The organism is Pseudomonas sp. (genome assembly GCF_048269965.1).
Classification (GTDB): Bacteria; Pseudomonadota; Gammaproteobacteria; order Pseudomonadales; family Pseudomonadaceae; genus Aquipseudomonas.
Genome location: NZ_JBLWTV010000016.1, coordinates 104,510 through 120,486 on the forward strand (window position 1 = coordinate 104,510; position 15,977 = coordinate 120,486).

At 63.3% G+C, this 15,977-nt stretch carries 23 protein-coding genes; 13 read left to right on the top strand and 10 right to left on the bottom strand.

Translation table 11 applies throughout. From position 1 onward, the window contains the following. The first annotated feature begins 2 nt into the window (after positions 1-2). From ACN0X6_RS18065 to ACN0X6_RS18075, 3 genes are read left to right on the top strand one after another with little or no spacing between them, the layout of a single operon-like run. Positions 3-653, top strand: a complete 651-nt coding sequence (locus ACN0X6_RS18065; protein ID WP_417706048.1) for a tetratricopeptide repeat protein — start codon at positions 3-5, stop codon at positions 651-653. An 18-nt stretch (positions 654-671) separates the two neighbouring features. Beyond that, the gene (locus ACN0X6_RS18070; RefSeq protein ID WP_021490245.1) at positions 672-1,328 is read left to right on the top strand and encodes a response regulator transcription factor; all 657 of its coding nucleotides are present in this window, start codon (positions 672-674) and stop codon (positions 1,326-1,328) included. Beyond that, positions 1,325-2,812, top strand: coding sequence for an ATP-binding protein (locus ACN0X6_RS18075; protein WP_417706050.1), 1,488 nt, complete (start codon positions 1,325-1,327; stop codon positions 2,810-2,812). The genes ACN0X6_RS18070 and ACN0X6_RS18075 overlap by 4 nt, the downstream gene beginning before the upstream one ends. Positions 2,813-3,052: 240 nt before the next feature. Here the strand turns inward: ACN0X6_RS18075 and ACN0X6_RS18080 are convergent, their stop codons facing one another. From ACN0X6_RS18080 to ACN0X6_RS18120, 9 genes are all read right to left on the bottom strand, one after another. After that, on the bottom strand, positions 3,053-3,355 hold the full coding sequence (locus ACN0X6_RS18080) for a ribbon-helix-helix domain-containing protein (protein ID WP_017675012.1): 303 nt from the start codon (positions 3,353-3,355) through the stop codon (positions 3,053-3,055). A 91-nt stretch (positions 3,356-3,446) separates the two neighbouring features. Further along, positions 3,447-4,031 (bottom strand): DJ-1/PfpI family protein, encoded by a 585-nt coding sequence (locus ACN0X6_RS18085; RefSeq protein WP_417706081.1) that lies wholly within the window; start codon positions 4,029-4,031, stop codon positions 3,447-3,449. Positions 4,032-4,269: 238 nt separating this feature from the next. Then, positions 4,270-5,181 carry an SDR family oxidoreductase gene (locus ACN0X6_RS18090; protein WP_417706052.1) on the bottom strand — a complete coding sequence of 304 codons (912 nt, stop codon included), beginning with the start codon at positions 5,179-5,181 and terminating at the stop codon, positions 4,270-4,272. 111 nt (positions 5,182-5,292) lie between these two features. After that, positions 5,293-5,601 carry a hypothetical protein gene (locus ACN0X6_RS18095; protein ID WP_417706054.1) on the bottom strand — a complete coding sequence of 103 codons (309 nt, stop codon included), beginning with the start codon at positions 5,599-5,601 and terminating at the stop codon, positions 5,293-5,295. Between the two features lie 106 nt (positions 5,602-5,707). Continuing rightward, on the bottom strand, positions 5,708-6,238 hold the full coding sequence (locus tag ACN0X6_RS18100; RefSeq protein ID WP_417706055.1) for a DUF1569 domain-containing protein: 531 nt from the start codon (positions 6,236-6,238) through the stop codon (positions 5,708-5,710). Next, complete coding sequence (locus ACN0X6_RS18105; RefSeq protein WP_417706057.1) at positions 6,231-7,124, bottom strand: alpha/beta fold hydrolase; 894 nt, start codon at positions 7,122-7,124, stop codon at positions 6,231-6,233. Before ACN0X6_RS18105 ends, ACN0X6_RS18100 begins: the two co-directional genes overlap by 8 nt. After that, positions 7,121-7,897 (bottom strand): class II aldolase/adducin family protein, encoded by a 777-nt coding sequence (locus ACN0X6_RS18110; protein WP_417706059.1) that lies wholly within the window; start codon positions 7,895-7,897, stop codon positions 7,121-7,123. The genes ACN0X6_RS18105 and ACN0X6_RS18110 overlap by 4 nt, the downstream gene beginning before the upstream one ends. Positions 7,898-8,056: 159 nt before the next feature. Further along, positions 8,057-8,524 carry a cupin domain-containing protein gene (locus ACN0X6_RS18115; RefSeq protein WP_417706061.1) on the bottom strand — a complete coding sequence of 156 codons (468 nt, stop codon included), beginning with the start codon at positions 8,522-8,524 and terminating at the stop codon, positions 8,057-8,059. Between the two features lies 1 nt (position 8,525). Beyond that, positions 8,526-8,975, bottom strand: coding sequence for a flavodoxin (locus tag ACN0X6_RS18120; protein WP_417706062.1), 450 nt, complete (start codon positions 8,973-8,975; stop codon positions 8,526-8,528). A 102-nt stretch (positions 8,976-9,077) separates the two neighbouring features. On the opposite strand from ACN0X6_RS18120, the gene ACN0X6_RS18125 reads away from it, so the two are divergent. Further along, entirely contained in the window at positions 9,078-9,536 is a 459-nt protein-coding gene (locus ACN0X6_RS18125) for a PAS domain-containing protein (protein ID WP_417706063.1), read from the top strand. A 54-nt stretch (positions 9,537-9,590) separates the two neighbouring features. Beyond that, the gene (locus ACN0X6_RS18130) at positions 9,591-10,199 is read left to right on the top strand and encodes a hypothetical protein (RefSeq protein WP_417706065.1); all 609 of its coding nucleotides are present in this window, start codon (positions 9,591-9,593) and stop codon (positions 10,197-10,199) included. Between the two features lie 21 nt (positions 10,200-10,220). Here the strand turns inward: ACN0X6_RS18130 and ACN0X6_RS18135 are convergent, their stop codons facing one another. Continuing rightward, the gene (locus ACN0X6_RS18135) at positions 10,221-11,174 is read right to left on the bottom strand and encodes a MerR family transcriptional regulator (protein WP_417706066.1); all 954 of its coding nucleotides are present in this window, start codon (positions 11,172-11,174) and stop codon (positions 10,221-10,223) included. Between the two features lie 90 nt (positions 11,175-11,264). Between ACN0X6_RS18135 and ACN0X6_RS18140 the strand changes: the two genes are divergently transcribed. From ACN0X6_RS18140 to ACN0X6_RS18175, 8 genes are all read left to right on the top strand, one after another. Beyond that, entirely contained in the window at positions 11,265-11,702 is a 438-nt protein-coding gene (locus ACN0X6_RS18140) for a thiol-disulfide oxidoreductase DCC family protein (protein ID WP_417706068.1), read from the top strand. A gap of 114 nt (positions 11,703-11,816) precedes the next feature. Next, positions 11,817-12,383: an antibiotic biosynthesis monooxygenase gene (locus ACN0X6_RS18145; RefSeq protein WP_417706070.1), complete on the top strand. Its 567-nt coding sequence runs from the start codon at positions 11,817-11,819 to the stop codon at positions 12,381-12,383. Positions 12,384-12,700: 317 nt separating this feature from the next. Further along, positions 12,701-13,411 (top strand): dihydromonapterin reductase, encoded by a 711-nt coding sequence (gene folM / locus ACN0X6_RS18150; protein WP_417706072.1) that lies wholly within the window; start codon positions 12,701-12,703, stop codon positions 13,409-13,411. 22 nt (positions 13,412-13,433) lie between these two features. Next, positions 13,434-13,994, top strand: a complete 561-nt coding sequence (folE, locus tag ACN0X6_RS18155; RefSeq protein WP_160019729.1) for a GTP cyclohydrolase I FolE — start codon at positions 13,434-13,436, stop codon at positions 13,992-13,994. Then, on the top strand, positions 13,994-14,365 hold the full coding sequence (gene folX, locus ACN0X6_RS18160; protein ID WP_003462464.1) for a dihydroneopterin triphosphate 2'-epimerase: 372 nt from the start codon (positions 13,994-13,996) through the stop codon (positions 14,363-14,365). The genes folE and folX overlap by 1 nt, the downstream gene beginning before the upstream one ends. A 74-nt stretch (positions 14,366-14,439) precedes the next feature. After that, positions 14,440-14,733 (top strand): DUF1244 domain-containing protein, encoded by a 294-nt coding sequence (locus ACN0X6_RS18165; protein WP_417706073.1) that lies wholly within the window; start codon positions 14,440-14,442, stop codon positions 14,731-14,733. After that, positions 14,730-15,071, top strand: coding sequence for a HopJ type III effector protein (locus tag ACN0X6_RS18170; RefSeq protein WP_417706074.1), 342 nt, complete (start codon positions 14,730-14,732; stop codon positions 15,069-15,071). Before ACN0X6_RS18165 ends, ACN0X6_RS18170 begins: the two co-directional genes overlap by 4 nt. A 163-nt stretch (positions 15,072-15,234) precedes the next feature. Next, on the top strand, positions 15,235-15,822 hold the full coding sequence (locus ACN0X6_RS18175) for a putative glycolipid-binding domain-containing protein (RefSeq protein WP_417706076.1): 588 nt from the start codon (positions 15,235-15,237) through the stop codon (positions 15,820-15,822). Positions 15,823-15,977: the final 155 nt, after the last annotated feature.

The window sequence follows — 15,977 nt, forward strand, 5'->3', positions numbered from 1 at the left end:
CCGTGAACGCATTTCGCACCCTGATCATCGCCGCCCTCGGCTTCACCGCCCTGCCCGCCTTCGCCCTCAGTGACAACGGCCAGGCCCAGTTGCAGCAGTTGCAGACACGCTGGGCCGAGATCAACTACCAGACGCCGGAGAAGCAGCGCGAAGCGGCCTTCGCCAGGCTCGTCACGCAAGCCGATGCGGCCCTGGCCAGCGAACCCAGGGCGCCGGAGCTGCTGATCTGGCGCGGCATCATCCTCAGCACCCAGGCCGGTGCCAAGGGTGGTCTCGGCGCGCTGGGCCTGGTCAAGCAGGCCAAGGCCAGCCTGGAACTGGCGCTGGCCATCGATCCACAGGCCCTGGCCGGCTCGGCCTACACCAGCCTCGGCAGCCTGTATTACCAGGTCCCCGGCTGGCCGATCGGCTTCGGCGACGACGAACAGGCCGAGAAAATGCTCGAGCAGGCACTGGCGATCAACCCGGACGGTCTCGACCCGAACTATTTCTACGGCGACTTCCTGCAACGTCAGAAACGCTACGAGCAAGCCCGCGCCGCGCTGGAGAAGGCCCTGGCGGCCAAGGACCGTCCTGGCCGTGAACTGGCCGACCAGGGCCGCCGCGCAGAAGCCAGAGCGCTTTTGCAGCAGGTGACGGGTAAACTCCAGTAACCCTCTGCAGGAGTGACCATGCGCATTCTTCTCGTCGAAGACGACCAGGCCCTGGGCGAAGGCATTCGCACCGCGTTGAAACCCGAAGGCTACACCGTGGACTGGCTGCAGGACGGCGCCAGCGCGCTGCATGCGTTGAGCCACGAGAGCTTCGAGCTGGCCATTCTCGATCTCGGCTTGCCGCGCATGGACGGCCTGCAGGTGCTCAAGCACCTGCGCGCCGCAGCCAACCCGGTACCGGTGCTGGTGCTCACCGCACGTGACGCCACCAGCGACCGCATCGCGGGCCTCGATGCCGGCGCCGACGATTACCTGGTCAAGCCCTTCGACGTCGCCGAGCTCAAGGCTCGCCTGCGCGCCCTGCTGCGGCGCAGCTTCCAGCGTCCGCAACCGGCACTGGAATACCGTGGCATCAGCCTCGACCCGGCCAGCCAGGTGGTCGAATACCAGGGTCAGGTCATCAACCTGCCGCGCAAGGAATTTCTGCTGCTGCACGAACTGCTGATCCAGCCCGGCCGTGTGCTGACCCGCGACAAGCTGCAACAGGCGCTCTATGGCTGGGATGAGGAAGTGGAAAGCAACGCCCTGGAAGTGCACGTGCACCACCTGCGCAAGAAATTCTTCCCGGAGCTGATCCGCACCGTGCGCGGCGTCGGTTATCTGGTGGACAAATGAGGCTGCTGAAAACCTTCGGTTCCATTCGCACCCGCCTGCTCGCCCTGCTCCTGCTGCTGGTAGCGGCCAGCTTCGGGCTGATCAGCCACAAGATCTACAACGACTCGGTGCATGAGGTGCGCGAGCTGTTCGACGCTCAGCTGTCGCAGACCGCGCGCCTGCTCATGGGCCTGGTACGCCACGACCTCAGCGAAAGCGAGCGCAGTGAGATGCAGGCAGTGCTCGACGAAGCGCTGCTGCTGCACAGCGCACGCAACCCGGACAACCTGCTCGGTCACGAATACGAGGGCAAGCTGGCCTTTCAGATGCTCGATGACGATGGCGAGCTGCTGTTCCAGTCTGCCAGTGCCCCGCCTGGTTTGCTGAACAACATGATCGCGCAGCTCGGCCTGGCGCTGCCCAACGATGGCCAGCCCATGCGCGAGCGCCTGGTCCAACTGGCCCGCTACCTGATCGGCTATCACACCCTGAATATCGGCGAACATCGCTGGCGCGTGTTCGTCCTGCACGACAGCCGCGACCACCACTGGGTGCTGGCGGGCGAACGCGAGGACGTGCGCGGCGAGCTGATCGACAAGATTGCCCGACGCAGCCTGCAACCGCTGCTGATCGGCCTGCCCATCGTCGGTCTGCTGTTGTGGCTGACCGTGGGTTGGGGCCTGTATCCACTCAAGCGCATGGCCGATGCCATTCGCGGCCGCGCCCCGGACAACCTGGCGCCACTGGTCTTCCCACCGCTGCCCAATGAACTGGAGCCGATGGCCGCTGCGCTCAACCGCCTGCTGATGCAGGTCAAGCAGTTGCTGGAACAGGAAAAGCGCTTTATCGCCGATGCCGCCCACGAGCTGCGTACGCCGCTGGCGGTGCTGCGCATCCACGCCCAGAACGCACTCGAGGCGCCGGATGCCGGCGACCGCGAAGAGGCGCTGAGACAGCTGGGCAGCGGTGTCGACCGCGCGACCCGGGTGGTCGCACAACTGCTGACACTGGCACGTCTGGACCCCAACGGCATCCGCCTGAACATGGATCACCTCGACCTGCTGGCCTTCCTGCGTGGCGAGCTGGCCGAGCTGACCCCCCTGGCGCTCAATCGCGGCCAGGAGCTGACTCTCGACGCACAGGAACCAGGTGACTACTACCTGCCTGCGGACGCGCCCAGCCTGGGTATCCTGCTGCAGAATCTGGTGAGCAATGCCGTGCAGTACACCCCGGCGGGAGGCTGCGTTCAGGTACAGCTGCAGGCCACCCCTCAGGACCTGCTGCTGCAGGTACTCGACAGCGGCCCAGGTGTGCCAGCGGCGTTGCGCGAGCGGCTGTTCGAGCGCTTCTTCCGCGTTGGCGAAGGCCAGGGCGCCGGGCTGGGCTTGTCCATCGTGCGCCGCATCGTGGAATTGCATCAGGGCAGTATTGCCCTCGATGAGTCACCGCTCGGCGGTCTGCGTGTCAGCGTGCGCTTGCCCCGGCGTCCCGGCAGCCGTGCCTGAATGATCGCAACGACAAATATCGATGGTCAGGTATAGCCATACCCAATCACAAAGATAGAGACAATCCGTTTTATCAATCAAAGCGCTTCTCCGATCATGCACACCTGTTCAACAGCCACTACCTACAGGAGTAACTTCGCATGAGCCTGATCAAACGCTTCTTCCAGCAATCCCAACCGAGCCAGCAGCCGACCACACCGAACGTGCAGGAACACCCGAACTTCTGGATGTACCAGTGACTCAGCCGCTTGCACCGACCACCCTCAGCGGCACCTGACGCCCGGCCTTCTGTGCCAGGTAGCGGGTGCAGCTGACACGCAGGAACGAGGCGAAATTGACCACTTCGCCGCGAAAGTCCATGACCTCGTCATGCAACTTGGCGATCAGCTGGTTGGTGGTCATGCCATCGACTTCGGCGATTTCGCGCAGGATGTCCCAAAACTGATTTTCCAGACGCAGCGTGGTGACCACACCGCGGATGCGCAATGAGCGTGAGCGCGACTCGTAGAGAATCGGGTCGGCCTTCACATAGAGTTCGCACATCGGCTTTATCTCCTCACGAGCGTCGTAGCCCGGATGCAATCCGGGGATGCCGACAATGGTGCGGCCCCGGATTGCATCCGTGCTACGTTAGCTACAAGCGGATTTCAGTCCCCAGCACCTTGAGAAACGCCGCCAGCCAGGCCGGATGCGCGGGCCAGGCCGGCGCGGTGACCAGCTTGCCCTGCACGTGGGCCTGATCCACCGGGATGTCCACGTACTTACCGCCGGCCAACGCCACCTCCGGCGCACAGGCAGGATAGGCACTACACTCGCGGCCCTCCAGCACCCCGGCGGCCGCCAGCAACTGGGCACCGTGGCAGACGGCAGCGATGGGCTTGTCGGCGCTGGTGAAGGCCTTCACCAGGGCGATGACGTCGGCATTCAGGCGCAGGTACTCGGGAGCACGGCCACCGGGAATGACCAGGGCGTCGTAGTCCTCGGCACGGACCTTGGCGAAATCGAAGTTGAGGGCAAAGTTGTGCCCCGGCTTCTCGCTGTAGGTCTGGTCGCCCTCGAAATCGTGGATAGCGGTGCGCACCGTCTGGCCGGTCACCCTGTCCGGGCAGACCGCATGCACGGTGTGGCCGACCATCTGCAGCGCCTGGAACGGCACCATGGTTTCGTAGTCCTCGGCGTAATCGCCGACCAGCATGAGAATCTTCTTGGCAGCCATGATCGTCTCCTGAAGGTAGGTGGAACGAACGCCATTATTCGCCCCTATTTCCTCCGACAGGTAACAGCCGGGTACTACTCACTGCAGCAAACAGTCACGCGTCGATGCACCGACAGTGCAGGAGTGGCGCCCCGCCGCGAATCTGGCCGGCGCAGCAGCGAAAAGCTTCGCCTCGTCCCACCAGACGCAGCATTGAGCGCCTTATCCGATCACTGCCGGCCTTTCAGTGCTCGCCTGTGTTTCAGAGCGCGTACTTCTGCAGGTTTGCCATCATTTCCCTGAGCGCCTCGACGTTGTCGGCCGGGTGCGCTGCGCCTTCGAAATCGCAGATGCGTTGCCACTGCGCCGCGACATCCTCGGGGCTGAAGCCCGTGCTGGGGTCGAAGCCGGCGCCCAGGCTGCGCTCCCAGCGCACCTTGCCCACCCAACCACCGCCGACTTCGAACAGGCCGCCGGTGTCCTGACAGGCGGCGCTGCCGAGGTACACCACCAACGGGCTGACCAGTTCGGGCTTGAGCTGCTCGAACACCTGCGGCGGGATCAGCCCTTCGGTCATGCGCGTGGCACCGGTCGGTGCGATGGCGTTGACCAGGATGTTGTTCTTGCGCCCTTCGATGGCCAGGGTACGCGTCAGGCCGTACAGGCCGAGCTTGGCCATGCCGTAGTTGCTCTGGCCGAAATTGCCGTAGATCCCTGAGGTGGACGACGTGAAGATGACCCGGCCGAAGTTCTGCTCGCGCAGGTAAGGCCAGGCCGCATGAGTGGTCTTGTAGGCGCCTTCGACATGGACCCTGTAGACCAGATCCCAGTCGGCCTCTTCCATCTTGTGGAAGCTCTTGTCGCGCAGGATGCCGGCATTGTTGACCAGCACATCGATACGGCCGAAATGATCGAGCGCCGTCTGCACGATCCTGTCGCCATCGGTGACCGAATCATGGTTGGCCACCGCAGTACCGCCGAAGGCGCGGATCTCTTCGACCACCTTGTCGGCTGCCGAAGCATTGGCCCCTTCACCATGGGTGCTACCGCCGAGGTCGTTGATCACCACCTTGGCGCCATGACGAGCGAACAGCAGTGCATGGGCGCGACCCAGGCCACCGCCGGCACCGGTGACTATGACCACTTGATCTTCGAAACGGATGGCATCGCTCATCGACAGCTTCCTCGGGCAGGTTGTGAATGCACCGAGTGTCAGCCAGCCCCGCACGCTTCACAAGGCGCGCGCGGGCGCTGAATGACGGCCGATAATGCGACCTTATGCGGCTCAGTTACCGGAGCCAGAGCCAGAGCCAGAGCCAGAGCCCGACCCCGCGTCAGAGCCATCGCTGCCAGTGCCAGTGCCAGTGCCATCACCCGAGCCACCTGGGTTGCCGTCGGTCTTGGGCCCCTGAACAGGCGGGATGCCCTCACCGTCATCGGCCGGGTTCATCGGATTGGTGTCCTCTGGCGTTGGCGTGGTCGGCCCCGGAGTACCCGGCGCATCGCTATCGCTACCCGCAAAGGCTGGCAATGCCATCGCGCCGAGAATCCCGCTGAGCAGCAGTGCAGATAACGTCTTGTTCATGTTGTTCATGAGTAGCCTCGACTTTTCTGTGAGTGACACAGCTAGTGAGTCGCTCACGGCGCCGGAGGTTCGAGAAAAATTATCGCAACGCCGACCCGCTCATCCTTGCATGCGCTCAGGCAACACGGATCAGGCTGAGGTGGTTGTAAAGGTGCAACACGTGCGCCTCGGCGTACTCGCCATGGCCCAACGCGCCATAGGCGAAGTGCGGTTTCAGCGCGCCCCGGTGCTCGGCGAATCGCTGGAAAGCCACTTGCAGCCGCTGCAACGCCAGGGCCTGAGCGGCTGGTTCGAGCACAGGCGCGGCACCGGGAATCACCTCGTCCAGCGGATGACGCATGGCGCCGCGTGCGCTGAACACGGCGAACGCGGCAGGCCCGAGGCTGTGGCGAAACCAGGTCGGTTTCAGCTCGGGATAACCGTCAATGGAATAATCGATGCTCTGCGCGCAGTGATTGAACACCTCGCTCGGGCTCCAGCCGCGAATGCTCTGCAGCGTCTTGCCGTGCAGGTCCGCCAGCACCTGGCGTGCGCCCTCCAGGCTGACGGCCGCCGGTCGCGGCCCGACAGGCAAGGCCCAGTAGCCAGCGCCGAGCGCGGCGGCTGCGCCGAGCGCAGCGCCTTTGAGCAGGGTACGTCTACGCATGCGGGCTCCTGGCAGCGCGAAACTGCAGGTAATGCTCGAGCACGGCAGCCGGCGCTTCCAGCTGCGGATAATGGCCGATGCCGTCGAGCAGAACGGTGTCGGCGTCTGCGATCAGCTCACGGTAACGCGCCACCATATGCGCACCAGAGATGGGATCGAAGGCGCCATCGATCACCCGCATCGGCAGCGTCGTGGCCTGCATCGCCGTGACCCAGCGCTGCCGTTGCTGGCGCCGCTCGGGCATGTAGCGAATCAGGCGATGCATCACCGCCGGGCCGTTGTTGTACGCCACCAGTTGCCACAGGGCATCCAGCTCGGCGTCGCTGGCCTGAGTGTGCGGGCCGAAGATGCGGGTGAAACTCTGCGCCAGCTTGCGCCGTGAGAACAATCGCCCGATCAGCGGACCAAGCGGCCCGAGCAGCAACTTCTGCACCCGTACCGGATGATGCGTTTCGGGGAACAGACCGCCGTTGAGGAACACGCAACTCGCCAGCTGCAGCTGCGCGTCCTGATGCCGCGCGATCAGCTCCTGGGCAACGCTGTCGCCATAGTCGTGAGCCAGCACATGCAAGGGTCGCTGCTCGCCAATGTGGGCCAGCAGCGCCTGCTGCAGATCGGCCTGTTCCAGCAGGCTGTAGGCATGCCCGCGCGGCTTGGCCGAGTAACCGAAGCCGAGCATGTCGCAGGCGATCACCCGGTAACGCTCGGCCAGCGGCGCCCACAGGCGGTGCCAGTCCCAGCTGGCGCTGGGAAAGCCGTGGATCAGCAGTAACGGCTGAGCTTCGGTGTCACCGGCGACCCAGTAACGGATCCTGTGACCACGAAAGTCCAGCACCTGGCTTTGCCCGCGCCATTCGTCCAGGGCAATGCCTGGCAGTTCGCTCACTGGTCGTAACCCGGCATCTGCTGGTCCAGCTTGCGCAGCAGCGCTGGCCAGGGCAGCGCGCCGCCCATGCCCTGCGGCGTTTTCATCACGCCGGCGATCATCGCCCGCGCCCCGTCGAGAATCTGCTGCGGAATGTGGATCAGCTCGGCGCCACCGCTCTGCGCCATGACCTGGATCTCGCAGGCACGCTGCAGGACGAACATGCCGAGGAAGGCGTCGGCGATGCCACCGAAAGCGGTGAGCAGCCCATGGTTGGGCAGGATCATGAAGTTCTTGTCGCCCAGATCCGCCTGCAGCCGCGCTTTCTCGTCATGATTCAGCGCCACGCCTTCATAACCGTGGTAGGCCAGGCTGGCGAGGACGAACAGTGATTGCTGCGACAGCGGCAGCAAGCCCTGCTTCTGCGCCGACACGGCGATGCCGGCAGACGTATGGATGTGCAGTACGCAACCGACGTCGTGGCGCACCTCGTGCACGGCGCTGTGAATGGTGTAACCGGCCGGGTTGATGTCGAACGGGCTGTCCATCAGCTTGTTGCCCGCCAGGTCGACCTTGACCAGGCTCGACGCCGTGATTTCGTGGAACATCAGGCCGTAGGGGTTGATGAGGAAGTCCTCGGTGCCCGGTACCTTGGCAGAGATATGGGTGAAGATCAGGTCGTCCCAACCATAGAGGGCGATCAGCCGGTAGCAGGCGGCGAGGTCGACGCGCGCGCGCCATTCGGCCTCGGAAACCAGATTCTTCACGGCAGGGAGTTGCAGCGGAGCATTCACGGCGGTCACCTCGATATTCTTGTTGGTCGGTGGTGTCCGCAGTCTAGCCAGGCGCGTCGCTGAGGGTAGTCGCCCTGGCAGCCATCTTGATGGCTTTGCGGGTCACGGCGCCGGTGCACCGCGGTGCGATAGGCAGGTATTCGCCGCTTTTATCGCCGCTCAGACCAGCTCGGGGTAATGGCGCGTCAGCAGCGGCCACTGCGCCTGAGCGTCGCTATCATCGGCCAGCAGGCGAAAGCCCTCGAACCGGAACTCCGGCGCCACGCTGCAACCGACCAGCGTGTAGGCACCCGTCGAGCGCGCCGCCTGCCAGGCATGGGCCGCCACCGCGCGCTGCGGCATCTGCCCTTCTGCCGCTGGCCCGAGCAACTCGCAACGCACCGCGTCGGGAGTGTCGGCGATCAACAACTGCAGGGGGTCGCCCTCGTGAAAATGCCACAGCTCATCGGCGTCGACCCGATGCCAGCGGCTGACCGCATCACCTGGCAGCAGGAACAGAATGGCGCTGGAAGCCGCCCGGCCCTGAGCATCGCGCTGCGCCGAAACGAACAGACGACGGTAGTAACCGCCCTCGGGATGCGCGGCAAGCCCGAGGCTGTCGATCAACTGGCGAGCGCGCGGGTGCACGTCAGGCCTTCAGCGCTGCCACGAAGGCTTGCAGCCAGGGTTCGGCATCGGTTTCAGGCGTGACGGTTTCGCTGGAGTCCAGGCGCAGCATGTCCACCACTTCGCGCAAGCCCAGCTCGGCATACAACTCACGCATCAGTTCACCGCCACCGCAGAAGGTGTCATAGCTGGAGTCGCCCAGCGCCAGCACTGCAGCCGGCTTGCCGCTCCAGGCCGGCAAACGGTCTCTGATTTCGCTGTACAGCGGCAGCAGGTTGTCCGGCAGTTCACCCATGCCGGTGGTGGACGTCACGGTGAGCAAGGCGTCCGGCGCGAAGGCCAGCAGCTCCTCGAGGCTCATGTTCGACTTGTGCCAGGCGTCCAGCCCGGCGGCCTTGAGCTGGCGCTCGGCGTGGCGAGCGACTTCCTCGGCCGTGCCGTAGACCGAGCCCGAGAGAATGGCGACTTTCATGACAACTCCGGAAACAGGAAAAACGCCGCGTATTATGCCGCAAGTGGACAGGCCGACCCGATGTTTTAGAATGCAGCGCATAGCCATCGCGGAACCGGACTCATGATCAATGCCAAACTGCTGCAACTGGTAGTCGACGCCTCCAACGATGGAATCGTGGTGGCCGAGCAGGAGGGCGACGACAACATCCTGATCTATGCCAACGCGGCGTTCGAACGCCTGACCGGCTACGCCAGTGACGACATTCTCTATCAGGACTGCCGCTTCCTGCAGGCAGGCGATCGCGCGCAGCTTGGGCTGCAGGCCATTCGCGACGCGGTCAAGGCGAACAAGCCCTGCCGGCAGATCATTCGTAACTACCGCAAAGATGGCAGCGCGTTCTGGAACGAGCTGTCGATCACGCCGGTGCTCAACGAAAGCGACCAACTGACCTACTACATCGGTATCCAGAAGGACGTCACCGAACAGGTCGAAGCCAAGCAGCGGGTGCGTGAGCTGGAGGCACAAGTAGCCGAGCTGAAGGCCGAGCTGGCGCGCCTTGAAAAGCTGACGAACGGATAAAACTATCCTGCGCCAGCGCAGTCAGATGGGTTTGACCCTGCGCAGTCTCATTCCATGCAAAGCGACCCGCTGCTGACTCAGGACGAACTGGATTTCATCCAGACGATCCTCTTCAAACCTCCGCAAAAGCGGCGCTCTAGCGCAGTGCCGCCGTTGACTCTGGGCGAGCAACTCAGTGAGCTTCTGGCGCGCCTGGGCAATGAAGAGCAGCTGAGCCTGGACACCCATACCAACAATCAGCACCTGAGCTTTCCTCTGCACCTGATCCAGGACGGCCACCGCCAGTCGCGCCTGGAACTGGGTGCACCGCTGATCTTCGAACAAGGCGTAAGCGAACGCCCATGGCGTCTCGTTCTGCCCACGGCGCTGGCACTGCTGGACGGCAGCGACCAGCCCAGTGGCCTGCAAGCGCTGGAGCTATCGAACAGTGGAATCCTGGTGGAGTACAGCAGAACAGGCACGCCGGCCAAGGATCAGTTGCTGCAGCTGATCTTGCCCCGGGAGCGCCGCGTTCAACTGCGCGCGCGGCTGGCAAGACGCGTCAGCCAGAAGCGTTACGCCTACAGCCTGCAGACGCTGCATACGGAAGATGAGCAGACCCTGCGTCAGTACCTGTTCGAACAGCACAGCGAACAACAGTCGCAGACCGCAGCAGTCAGCTGAAGCCCTGTACCCTGGGTCGCCTCAGGTATCCAGATGACCCGCCAGGAACTGCTGCATACGCCGCTGCATCAGGCGCCCTTCGTTACCCAGGCAGGCAATGGGCGAACCGGCCAGACTCTCCTCCGCCAGATCGGCACTGTCACCGGCCAGCAGCAGCGGACATGCCAGACCCAGCGCCAGGCGCGCCAGTTGCCGCGGGAACTCCTCGCCTGGCGGCTGGTTGCTGAAGATCACCAGCGCCTGGGGCTGCATGCGTTCACAGACCAGGGCCAGATCGGTCATGGGTACGCCAGGCCCCATCACCGACACGCCGACGTCCTGATTGCCCAACAACAACGCCGCAACCAGCAACTCCAGCTCCCGACAGTGGCCCGGTAGCGCCACCAGCAGCACGCGCTCACGCGAGTCATCGCGCCCCAACTGCAGACGCTGCCAGCAGCGCCCACGCAGGAAGCCGTCGAGCATCAGCCACTCGCCGCGCAGGCCGACTTCGTCCTGGCGCAGCAGCAGTTCCTGCCAGACCGGCATGAAAATGTCCTGGAACACCACCGGCAGCGGGTAGCAGGAGAAAATCTGCCCATACAAGCGCTCGAGACGAGGCTCATCGAAGTTCTGCAGCGCACTGCGCACCTGGCCCTGCCACTGACTCCAGTCGTCACTGCTGACTTCGTTGTAGGCCGGCGTGGCGACGCTGCGAGTGCTGGCGCTCTTGGCCAGGATCGAACCGACCTTGCTGACCGCGACGCCGCGCTCGATCCAGGCGAGGATGCTGCGCACGGCATCGATATCGGCCTGTGAATAGAGACGATGGCCGCTGTCGGTACGCGTCGGTTGAATCAGGCCGTAACGCCGTTCCCAGGCACGCAGGGTGACCGGATTGACGCCGGTAAGGCGAGAAACCTCACGGATGGGGAACAGCTCTTCCTGCTTCAAAGCGCTGGACGCAAGCGATGTGACGGAGGCGAGTTCTGGCATGGCTTCGGGCATCACGGCAACGAATATGAGAGGCATTGTAACCCAGCTAAGGCAGGCTTACATTGTGCAAGAACTGTACAAGGTGATTTCATGCATAACCTTGCTTGGCCATTGACCCTCTACTACGACGGCGACTGTCCGCTCTGCGCACGCGAAATCGGCATGCTCAGGCGACATGCGTCACCCCTGCGACTGCTGCTGGTGGATATTGCTGCCGCTGACTTCGATCCGCTGCCGCTGGGGGTATCCCTGAGCGCGATGCAGGATCGTCTGCACGCACGCTGGGCCGATGGCGAATGGGTGCTGGGCCTTGATGCCAGCCTGTGGAGCTGGGAGGCGGCCGGACTGGGAAGCTGGGTGGCGCCGCTGCGCTGGCGACCGCTGCGTCCGCTGCTGGAGTGGGGCTATCGCTTGTTCTGCCGCCTGCGCCCCCATTTGGCACGACTCCCGCACCCTGACGGTGCAGCACGTTGCCAGGAAGGCAAGGCTTGCTCCGGCCGACGCCCGCCATCAGGCAGGGCTGGCTAATTTCCGCAAAACGGGAATAATCCTTGCTGCGTTCTTCGTCGAGCACACCACCCCCGTGCTCGATCGCGCCCAATGCCGTACCCCGGCTGACGGCAACACTCGAGGAGATACACAATGTCCCCCGTTACCTTGATGGTGGCGCGCCGCGTTGCCAATGGCCGTTATCACGATTTCATCGCCTGGCTACGTGAAGGCGAACACCTGGCCACCGACTTCCCTGGCTACCTCGGCTCCGGCGTACTGGCACCGCCTGCCGGTGATGATGAGTTCCAGATCGTTTTCCGTTTCAGCGACGAACAGACCATGGCTTCCTGGGAGCACTCGGCCTCGCGCCAGGCCTGGCTGCAGCGTGGTGCGGGACTTTTTGCCCAACCGCAGGAAAAGCGCGCTGTCGGCCTTGACGCCTGGTTCGGCAGTGCCCTGCGACGGCCGCCGCGCTGGAAGCAGAGCGTGGCGATCTGGCTGGCATTCTTTCCGGTATCCCTGGGCTTCAACCTGCTGCTGGGCCCCTGGCTGGCCGACCTGTCGCTGCTTGCCCGCGTGCTGTTGTCGACGCTGGCCTTGACGCCACTGATGACCTACTGGTTCATCCCACTTTCCACTCGCCTGCTCGAGCCCTGGCTGCAAGGTAACTACCCGCAGCGCCTGGGCAGACGAACCGCCAGCATCGGCAAGCCCTGAAAGCATCCATTTCTATCCATCGGCCAGCCTCGTGCTGGCCGATTTCGTTGTACAAATGGCCAATAGCTGTACAAAAGCAACAGTGCGTACAGGTAAAGCACAAAAAAGCCCTCTCCACCTCATCATTAAAAAACCTTAAAATTCAGCGCTATAGGCAAAGTCACTGAGCCTGACAGCAAAACCACATGCCGCACATGGTTGTACAACTTGCGACTCTGGTATAGCTTTATCCACGGTCTGGTGAGTACCGCCTGCCACTGGTCAGGTATCCCGAGGCGGTACGAGCCAGGCCTTCATTTCTTTCCCACGAGTTGCACATGAGCGCTGCCAACTTTCCCATCCTGATCACCGGCGCCGGCCAGAGGGTCGGCCTCTACTGCGCCGAACGTCTGCTCGACGAAGGCCAGCCGGTGATCATCAGCTACCGCCAGCACCGCGACGATATTGCGCGGCTGCGTGAGCGCGGTGCCATCGCCCTGCAGGCTGATTTCAGTGATGAGAGCGGCATCATGGCGTTCATCGAACAGCTCAAGGCGCAGTGCAGCGGCCTGCGCGCGATCGTGCACAACGCCTCGCAGTGGCTGGCGGAAACGCCAGGCGAAGAAGCGCAGGTCTTTCGTCAGCTGTTCAGCGTGCACATGCTCGCGCCCTACCTGATCAACCTGCATTGCAGCGAGCTGCTGCTGCAGTCGCAACACGCCGACATCGTGCACGTGAGTGACGACGTGGTGCGCAAGGGCAGCGCCAACCGCCCCGCCTACTGCGCGAGCAAGGCGGGCCTGGAAAGCCTGACGTCGTCGTTCGCCGCGCGTCTGGCGCCACGCATCAAGGTCAACACCATCGCGCCGGCGCTGCTGATGTTCAACGATGGTGACGACGACGCCTACCGGACCAGGACCCTGGCCAAATCGGCGCTGGGCATAGAACCCGGCCCGCAGGCCTTCTACCAGACTTTGCGCTACCTGCTGGACAACGCCTACGTAACCGGAACGACCCTTACCCTCAACGGCGGCCGCCACCTCAAGTGAGGCGACTGCTCAGGACACTGCCATGAGCCAACCCCTTTCCCAGCAATACCGCGAAATTCTCGTAGGCCTCGGTGAAAACCCGGAACGCGAGGGTCTGCTCGATACGCCCAAACGCGCAGCCAAGGCCATGCAGTATCTGTGTCATGGCTACCAGCAGTCGCTGGAGGAGATCGTCAACGGCGCGCTGTTCGAGTCCGACAACGACGAGATGGTGATCGTCAAGGACATCGAGCTGTACTCGCTGTGCGAGCACCATCTGCTGCCCTTCATCGGCAAGGCGCACGTCGCCTACATCCCCACCGGCAAGGTGCTCGGGCTGTCCAAGGTGGCGCGCATCGTCGACATGTACGCGCGGCGCCTGCAGATCCAGGAAAACCTCACCAAGCAGATCGCCGATGCCATCGCCCGCGTGACCAATGCCGCCGGCGTGGCGGTGGTGATCGAGGCCAAACACATGTGCATGATGATGCGCGGTGTGGAGAAGCAGAATTCGGTGATGAGCAGCTCGGTGATGCTTGGCGCCTTCCGCGAGTCCTGCAACACTCGCCACGAATTTCTGCAATTGATCGGACGGAGCAACTAATGCCGCGACTGGAACCTGGAATGGCGCGCATCCGCGTCAAGGACCTGCGCCTGCGCACCTACATCGGTATCAAGGAAGAAGAGATCAACAACAAGCAGGACGTGTTGATCAACCTGACCATCCTCTACCCCGCCGTCGATGCGGTAGAGGTCAACGATATCGAGCACGCGCTGAACTACCGCACCATCACCAAGGCCATCATCGCCCATGTCGAAGGCAATCGCTTCGCCCTGCTCGAACGCCTGACTCAGGAAATCCTCGACCTGGTGATGACCCATCAGGCCGTGCGTTATGCCGAAGTGGAAGTGGACAAACCGCATGCCCTGCGTTTCGCCGAGTCGGTCTCCATCACGCTCGCCGGTCATCGCTGACAGCCGCTTTCGGCGGCTTGCCGCTCTCCGGCGAGGCTCTTATCATCGCCGCCACCATTCCCGGAGAGCCCACCATGACCGAGCAAGAACGCCTCGAACTGGAAGCTGCAGCCTTTCGTGCGCTGGTGCAGCACCTGCGCACACGTCCTGACGTGCAGAACATCGACCTGATGAACCTGGCCGGTTTCTGCCGCAACTGCCTGTCCAAATGGTACAAGGCCGCAGCCGACGACCTCGGTGTCGAAGTGAGCGCCGATCAGGCCCGCGAGACGGTGTACGGCATGCCCTATGCCGACTGGAAGGCCAAGTATCAGCAAGAAGCCTCGGCCGAGCAGAAAGCCGCATTTGCCAAAGGAAAGCATGAATGACCGCTCTCAACGAGCTGCGCAAGCGCCTGCAACAAGATGACTACGCCTTCAGCGAAACCCTGGCCTTCGTCGCCGAGCACTACGACTATCAGCCCAGCGCCTTCCGCAACGGTGATGTGGAGAACGCTGCCGGCCACAACGAAGGCTCCTGCAAGACGCTGGGCCTGGCCCTGCTGGAAGGCTTGAGCACGGACGAAGCGCTGCGCGCCTTCGGCGAGCACTACCGCAGCGTGCTGGCCACGCCACAAGGCAGTGATCACGGCAACATTCGCGCACTGATGAGCCACGGTCTGGACGGCGTGAAGTTCGAGCAGCAACCGCTCAAGCCCAGAGCCTGAACCTGCAGCGCAACAAACTGCGCAACTGTCGGCAAAGGCTGACAGACATCACATTGCTATCACTTTATGCTGCGCATCATCACAACATGGAACACGAGGGAACGTGTTCTGCGCGCAGCTGCCGCCCTTCCCTCCTGTTTCGCGCTCGGCATGGAGTCGACCGATGCAGCAAACCCTGGTATGGAAACCCTGGTGCAACCCTGGCGTGGAAACCCTGCGCCTGAGTCAGGATGCCAATGGCATCCAGGCCACCAGCCATCTCATGCAGGTCATCAAGGGCAACAGCATCGTTGCCCACTACATGATCGATTGCGATCCGGGCTGGCGCTTGCGCCGCCTCTGGCTCAAGGTCGACAACCATGGCCAGCGCAACCTCTGCCTGCAGCGTGATCTGCGTGGCAATTGGCTGCTCAACGGCGAACCGCGCGCGGATCTGCTGCAATGCCAACATGTCATGCTCTCGGCCTCGCCCTTCACCCACACCCCTGCCCTGCAGCGCAGTGCGTTGGAGACTGGCCAGAGCGATGAGATGCAGGTCGCCTATATCGACATGCTCAGCCTCAAGGTCGAACCACGCCGGCAGCGCTACCAGTGCCTGCGCCGCCACCCCGGTGAAAGCCTCTACCGCAGCCAGGCCGAAGGTCATGCTCATGAAGAACTGAGCGTCGACGACCACGCGCTGCTGCTCAAGGCCGACCAGCAGTACCTGCGCCTGAGCCAGCGCGACCTGAAGGTCAGCGCACTGGTGTAGCGCCACACCGGTAGGGTGCGCCACGTGTTCAGCCGGGGGACATAGGTAACGGGTGTCGGGAGACATAGGTAACGCATTTAGGCTTACGGAGTTCATCGAATCGGGAGATCGAGTGATGCCGTGGCCGGAGCGCAGCACTATGTCGATAAGGCGTG

Excerpts from the sequence above, each read along its gene's own strand:
- folE (WP_160019729.1), top strand. The coding sequence starts at position 13,434 with ATGAGCCAACCCCTTTCCCAGCAATACCGCGAAATTCTCGTAGGCCTC.
- ACN0X6_RS18170 (WP_417706074.1), top strand. The coding sequence starts at position 14,730 with ATGACCGCTCTCAACGAGCTGCGCAAGCGCCTGCAACAAGATGACTAC.
- ACN0X6_RS18090 (WP_417706052.1), bottom strand. The coding sequence starts at position 5,181 with ATGAGCGATGCCATCCGTTTCGAAGATCAAGTGGTCATAGTCACCGGT.
- ACN0X6_RS18165 (WP_417706073.1), top strand. The coding sequence starts at position 14,440 with ATGACCGAGCAAGAACGCCTCGAACTGGAAGCTGCAGCCTTTCGTGCG.
- ACN0X6_RS18095 (WP_417706054.1), bottom strand. The coding sequence starts at position 5,601 with ATGAACAACATGAACAAGACGTTATCTGCACTGCTGCTCAGCGGGATT.
- ACN0X6_RS18145 (WP_417706070.1), top strand. The coding sequence starts at position 11,817 with ATGTCCCCCGTTACCTTGATGGTGGCGCGCCGCGTTGCCAATGGCCGT.
- ACN0X6_RS18130 (WP_417706065.1), top strand. The coding sequence starts at position 9,591 with ATGCAAAGCGACCCGCTGCTGACTCAGGACGAACTGGATTTCATCCAG.
- ACN0X6_RS18125 (WP_417706063.1), top strand. The coding sequence starts at position 9,078 with ATGATCAATGCCAAACTGCTGCAACTGGTAGTCGACGCCTCCAACGAT.
- ACN0X6_RS18070 (WP_021490245.1), top strand. The coding sequence starts at position 672 with ATGCGCATTCTTCTCGTCGAAGACGACCAGGCCCTGGGCGAAGGCATT.
- folM (WP_417706072.1), top strand. The coding sequence starts at position 12,701 with ATGAGCGCTGCCAACTTTCCCATCCTGATCACCGGCGCCGGCCAGAGG.
- ACN0X6_RS18120 (WP_417706062.1), bottom strand. The coding sequence starts at position 8,975 with ATGAAAGTCGCCATTCTCTCGGGCTCGGTCTACGGCACGGCCGAGGAA.
- ACN0X6_RS18175 (WP_417706076.1), top strand. The coding sequence starts at position 15,235 with ATGCAGCAAACCCTGGTATGGAAACCCTGGTGCAACCCTGGCGTGGAA.
- ACN0X6_RS18075 (WP_417706050.1), top strand. The coding sequence starts at position 1,325 with ATGAGGCTGCTGAAAACCTTCGGTTCCATTCGCACCCGCCTGCTCGCC.
- ACN0X6_RS18080 (WP_017675012.1), bottom strand. The coding sequence starts at position 3,355 with ATGTGCGAACTCTATGTGAAGGCCGACCCGATTCTCTACGAGTCGCGC.
- ACN0X6_RS18140 (WP_417706068.1), top strand. The coding sequence starts at position 11,265 with ATGCATAACCTTGCTTGGCCATTGACCCTCTACTACGACGGCGACTGT.
- ACN0X6_RS18100 (WP_417706055.1), bottom strand. The coding sequence starts at position 6,238 with ATGCGTAGACGTACCCTGCTCAAAGGCGCTGCGCTCGGCGCAGCCGCC.
- folX (WP_003462464.1), top strand. The coding sequence starts at position 13,994 with ATGCCGCGACTGGAACCTGGAATGGCGCGCATCCGCGTCAAGGACCTG.
- ACN0X6_RS18135 (WP_417706066.1), bottom strand. The coding sequence starts at position 11,174 with ATGCCAGAACTCGCCTCCGTCACATCGCTTGCGTCCAGCGCTTTGAAG.